This window comes from Bacillus sp. ES1-5, assembly GCF_022487605.1.
GTDB classification, from domain to species: Bacteria; Bacillota; Bacilli; order Bacillales; family Bacillaceae_G; genus Bacillus_A; species Bacillus_A wiedmannii.
The window spans coordinates 1-4,062 of sequence record NZ_JAKVPU010000023.1; the positions used below are offsets into that span (position 1 = coordinate 1).

2 protein-coding genes and 1 pseudogene are annotated in these 4,062 nt (G+C 33.9%); 1 reads left to right on the top strand and 2 read right to left on the bottom strand.

Annotated features, from left to right (window positions below):
- Positions 1-220 precede the first annotated feature (220 nt).
- The gene (pdxR, locus tag MKO96_RS28990) at positions 221-1,633 is read right to left on the bottom strand and encodes a MocR-like pyridoxine biosynthesis transcription factor PdxR (protein WP_240589328.1); all 1,413 of its coding nucleotides are present in this window, start codon (positions 1,631-1,633) and stop codon (positions 221-223) included.
- A gap of 117 nt (positions 1,634-1,750) precedes the next feature.
- Between pdxR and MKO96_RS28995 the strand changes: the two genes are divergently transcribed.
- Positions 1,751-2,710 (top strand): proline dehydrogenase family protein, encoded by a 960-nt coding sequence (locus tag MKO96_RS28995; RefSeq protein WP_240589329.1) that lies wholly within the window; start codon positions 1,751-1,753, stop codon positions 2,708-2,710.
- Between the two features lie 704 nt (positions 2,711-3,414).
- Here MKO96_RS28995 and MKO96_RS29000 read toward each other — a convergent pair.
- Positions 3,415-3,530: pseudogene (locus MKO96_RS29000) on the bottom strand (ABC transporter permease); the annotation flags it as partial.
- Positions 3,531-4,062: the final 532 nt, after the last annotated feature.

Sequence of the window (4,062 nt, forward strand, 5' to 3'; positions counted from 1 at the left end):
GTTGGGACCTTGTCCCTGTGAGAGTAGGACGTCGCCAAGCAACTTTAAGACGAGTCAGAATGACTCGTCTTTTTTGTGTTTAATGGAAATAATCTTGTAATTAATGTTGGCTCTATGAGTACGTTTATCTAGCAAAAAACAGCTTTATTTTATTATGATTTCACATCTAAATAGCATACCTTCAGAAAAATATGGACAAGTTTGTTAGACCGTCTATTCGTTAACAAGAATATATACAAGGTATTGCCCTCTGTAGCCTGCTCACACCTTCTTTTATTTCTTCAGTTGTTAAATGTCCATACCCTATAATAATTCGATTATGATGTTTTCCTTTTTTAATGGCGTGCTCTTCCACAGGATATACTTTCACTCCGAGTTGTTGGATTTCCTCAAGTAATTCTTTTGTGAATTGAACTTGATTGAATTCAACAATCAGGTGTAATCCTGTAGAATAACCGAAAATATTGATCTTATTTGAGAATGCTAATTTTAATTGCTGGATAAGGAAGTCTCTTCGAGTTTTATAGATTTTTTTCATCTTCATAATATGTCGTTCCAAATAATCTTCGGCAATAAATTTTGCAAGGACAAGCTGATTTAAAGAAGATGTATGTAAATCTGAAAACCATTTTACCCTGCGACATTTTTCAATAAGGTGTGAGGGAAGAACTAAGTATCCCATCCTAAGGGCCGGTGATAAAATTTTACTAAATGAACCTATATATATAACACGCTCGGGATCCAATCCCTGTAATGAACTTACAGGTGAGCCTTCATATCGAAACTCACTGTCATAATCATCTTCAATGAGATAACAATTTGTTTTTCTTGAGTAGTTAATCAATTGAACCCGTCGTTGAATCGGTAACGCCCCTCCTAAAGGAAACTGATGAGAAGGAGTAGTGAAGATGAATTTTGGGTTTTTATTTGCAGGCAGCAAAGATGTATCCATCCCATTATCATCAACTGGTATAGGGTAAAGGGAGGCTCCTGAATTTTTAAAAATGGTTTGAATGTCATTGGTGATGGGATCTTCTATTAGTACTTCGTCGCCTGTTGATAAAAGTAACTTAGAAACAAGTGTTAAAGCTTGCGTTGCACCGGAGGTAATTATCAATTGTTCTGGATGACAAAAAACGCCTCTTGTTTTTAGTAAATAGCGTGATAAAACCTTTCTTAATTCGGGACGCCCTTCGGGAATATCGTATCCAAACGTAGAAGGAGGTGTTTCATTCCATATAGTATGAGATAACTTTGCCCATCCCTTACGTGGAAATAAGTCTAATGCTGGTATCCCTGAACGAAAATTAATGATGTTACTGTCTTTGTTTATTTCTTCGCACCAAGATAAAGAATCAATTAGAGTTGATTTTTTACGTTGTTCTAAATAAGTCCCTTCTGCAATGAATGTCCCGGCGCCCTGTCGAGCGACCAAAAAACCTTCGGAAAATAATTGATCATAAGCTTCTAAAATTACATTCCTAGACACGCTTAACTCAGAAGATAATTCCCGTGTAGATGGTAGTTTTTCTCCAGATTGTAGCTCTCCGTTTAATATTCGTTCACGTATTTGGTGATAAACCTGTCGGATTAAACTTATATCTAACGATCGATCAATAGGTATCCAAAGCATATAAATGCTCCCTTCATCAAAATTGGTACCATAAAAGTTTGGTTAAAATGGTACTCATATGAACCATTTTAGCATGCTATAGTTGGATCAAATAGTTCTAAAGGGGATGAAAATGTGATGACGAAACCAGAATTCCAAGTAGCTCAGGCATTTAAATCGATTGCACGAAATGAACATATAAAATCCTATGTACAACAATCCACTGAACTCTATGCATTGTTATTGCAAGCTGCGAAACGCTTTGTCACCGGAGAAACGAGACATGAGGGGATTGTGATAGCAAAAGAACTAATTACAAAAGGTTATCATACTTCACTAGAATACATAGGGGAAAATACTCTAGATATAGAGGAGTGTTATAAAGCAAAAAATGAGTTTTGGAATCTTATTGGGGATATAGGTGCTCTATCTATGAAACAAACAGTATCACTCGATTTATCGCATATTGGATTATCTATAGATCCAGAAATATCTTATATTCATTTAATGGAGTTGGCAGAGAAGGCAAAAGTACATGGAACTACTCTTATGATAAGTATGGAAGAATCATCTAAAGCAGCAGACATTCTTTCCATCTATAAAAAAACAACTGAGCAATATCCGAATGTAGGGATAACGATTCAGGCGCATTTATATCGCTCAAACAATGATATTCAAGAACTCCTACATTATCCAGGGAAAATACGAGTTGTAAAAGGTGCCTATCAAGAAGTTTCGGATATTGCTATGCCAAGGTCAAATGACTTAAACCAACAGTATCTTCAGATTGTAGAACAACTAGTTGAAAACAACCACCCTGTATCTATAGCTACACATGATGAAATTCTTATTAAAGAAATGGAGAAACGTCAATATTTTAGTCAATCTAATGTAGAGATAGAAATGCTATATGGAATTCGTCCAGATATGTTAAGTGATTTGAAAAACAAAGGACATAATGCTAGGGTATATTTGACTTATGGGAAAGAGTGGTACTTGTATTTATGCCATCGGATAGCTGAATATCCGGAAAATTTATATCGTGCAGTGATAGATATGATGCATTCATCTGCAGTACAACAGAGTAGGGAATATTAAATGTAAAAATTATTTTGGCTATGGTTATTATGAGGGAGTTCAGTTGTAGTGAGTAAGTTAAATAATTTTGGTTGTGGCCCCAAATAAGAGTCGGATTTTCCTTAGAGTAGAAATTCTGGCTCTTTTTATATTGAAATTTTTTTAGTTTATATTTGCGTTAAATGCGGACAGGACTCCTATAGGTGTTGGAAAGATTATGGTTTATAATTGTACAGCTGTAGTGTACCTTGTTGTAGAATTTGTTTTTGTGGGTGTTTTATATGCATTGGTTTCTTATTGTATGTATTCTTAGGTTTATAGCTAGAAATAAATGAATTTGTAATTCTATATGTATTTCAAAACGGAGGATATATATAGAAACAATAAAATTACATACTTTGTTAGTAACTCGATTCGCTCTTCTAACGGTAAAACGTAAATATAAGGTATATGATAAACGCCCTTAAATGTGATAAAAAGTAATAAAATACAAACAGAACAAATGTTCCTTTTGGGTATGTTAGGTGCACTCGATCAATTGAGGTGCGTATTTTTAATCCGGTATATGTGTTTAAAAAAGAAATTCTATTAATTGGCTCGGACCTTGAGTATAGTTTATTTGTATATCTTAAATGTTTTTTAAAAGGATATAAAATTTATTACGACTAGGCCATATGGAAATGGATGCTGTTAAAGATGAAAGAGATATAAGTCTGCTATTTCGGTGACACAGGGATAGTTAGTAAATGTATTAGTGTGTTTCTATATATTTACGAGTAAACAGGTAAGTAACCATTACTTCATATAAGGGGAACTCTATAACTAGAGTAGTATATAAGAATTTCTGTATCGTTGTCTGTTTATAAGAATACGTATATCTTCAATCGTTTCTAATAGAGTGCCTGATAAACAAAGAGGTGTTAGGGAGCGGAATAACTTTTTAATTATATATTAGTATTTATTAAAATAAGGTTGTTAGTTTCGCGGGGGAAAAACTTCCGTACCAATTAAGTCTATGGTGTAAGTAAACATGAATATATTTAGGGAGAAGAAATTAAAGCGAAGTCCAAGAGGCTTTTCGGATAATGTAATATTTATAGGTTATTCTCTAGATTAGAGAGTGTAAAAATATTAACTTGAATAACTTTATAAAAAGGTATTGACGATTAGGGTATAGAGGTGTAATATAGGACAAGTCGCCGATGCAATAACGCAGAATGCGGCAAACGAAATAAAAAACTTAGTTGACATTAACAAACGAAGATGTTAACATAAGGAAGTCGCAAATGAGCGACCAAGTAGTTCTTTGAAAACTGAACGAAACAAACAACGTGAAACGTCAATTTTTATTTTTAGATGCTAGACAAACTAAC